This window comes from Bowmanella denitrificans (assembly GCF_002887595.1).
Classification (GTDB): Bacteria; Pseudomonadota; Gammaproteobacteria; order Enterobacterales; family Alteromonadaceae; genus Bowmanella; species Bowmanella denitrificans.
On sequence record NZ_PEBU01000027.1, the window covers coordinates 1 to 1,181 of the forward strand.

A 1,181-nucleotide genomic window follows, 5' to 3' on the forward strand; every position below is an offset into this window, starting at 1 on the left:
GCCGGGTACACAGCCAACGATTCAATCCTGGACGACATTCTGGAAAGCTACGGCCATAACATCAGCCGCGACAAAGTACGTAACCACATGTTGTGGTTACAGGAACAGGGCCTGCTGGACGTAGAACGTATTGGCGACAAAACCCTGGTCGCCAAAATTACCCAGCGCGGCATGGATGTTGCCCGCGGTCAGTGCCAGGTGGAAGGCGTTAAGCGCCCCGCACCAGGTGCCTGATATGAAAGGGCGTAAAGTCGAGCGTCTGCCAGACCAAATCCGCAAAACCTTCTACCAGTTGCTGGAGTCGCAAAAATTCACCTGTCAGCAAATTGCCGACCAGGTCAACGACATGCTGCTCGATTACCACGGCGACACCGACGTACAGAGCATTGACGACAACACCGTGTGGCGTGAAGCCAAGCTGCTGGAGCAAACCACCAAGCAGTTGAAAGATGCCGAGATTTGGGCCAACTCCATGGCCGACAAATTCGACCTGTCGCAAATGGGCGAACAGGGCCGCCTGCTGATGAGCATGCTGCAGGCGGCCGCATTTAAAACCACCACCGCCTTTATGGGCAAGAGCGAACCCATCGACCCGGAAACCCTGGGTGACCTGGTATTGTCTATTTCCCGCCTGCAGCGCAGCGCCAACTACAACGCCGCCCTGGAGAAACAGATCCGTGAGCAGGCAGTGGCTGAAACCAAAGCCAGAGCCGCCGAAGAGGCCGAGAAAGCCGTTAAGAAAGCCGGTGCCGATGCCGACACCATTGCCAAGCTACGTGAGGCCATAACCGGGGTGCGACTGTGATCGACGCCACCAAAAAAGTCGCACCGGTAGCCGACGCAGTAGAAGAAGCGCTGCTACTGCATTACCAGGTCGACGTTATAAATGACCCTGCCCAGGTTATCGTCATTGAAAAATCCCGCCGTATCGGCCTGAGTTGGGGGGTAGCGTCACAGGCCGCACTAGTCGCAGCCGCCACCAAGGATGCGGGTGGTATGGATGTGTGGTACATCGGCTACAACCAGGACATGGCCAAAGAATTCATTCGTGACGCCGCCAACTGGGCGAGGGCCTACGAAGTCGCCGTGGGCGAGATAGACCTGGATGGCACGGTACTGGTTGATCAAGACAAAGACATTGTGACCTACTGTGTAACCTTTGCGTCTGGCTGGCGGATCAC

At 56.6% G+C, this 1,181-nt stretch carries 2 protein-coding genes and 1 pseudogene; all 3 read left to right on the top strand.

The window, feature by feature from the left end; translation table 11 throughout:
- A partial coding sequence (locus CSR04_RS24365; RefSeq protein WP_102798973.1) for a VpaChn25_0724 family phage protein occupies positions 1-234 on the top strand: 234 nt, incomplete at its 5' end.
- Between the two features lies 1 nt (position 235).
- Positions 236-805 carry a phage protein Gp27 family protein gene (locus CSR04_RS24370; RefSeq protein WP_172449485.1) on the top strand — a complete coding sequence of 190 codons (570 nt, stop codon included), beginning with the start codon at positions 236-238 and terminating at the stop codon, positions 803-805.
- Positions 802-1,181 (top strand): annotated as a pseudogene (locus CSR04_RS25070) (hypothetical protein); the annotation flags it as partial. The gene CSR04_RS24370 and the pseudogene CSR04_RS25070, both read left to right, overlap by 4 nt.

What these genes read in the sequence shown, in the direction of transcription:
- CSR04_RS24370 (WP_172449485.1), top strand. Translation starts at nt 236, where the DNA reads ATGAAAGGGCGTAAAGTCGAGCGTCTGCCAGACCAAATCCGCAAAACC.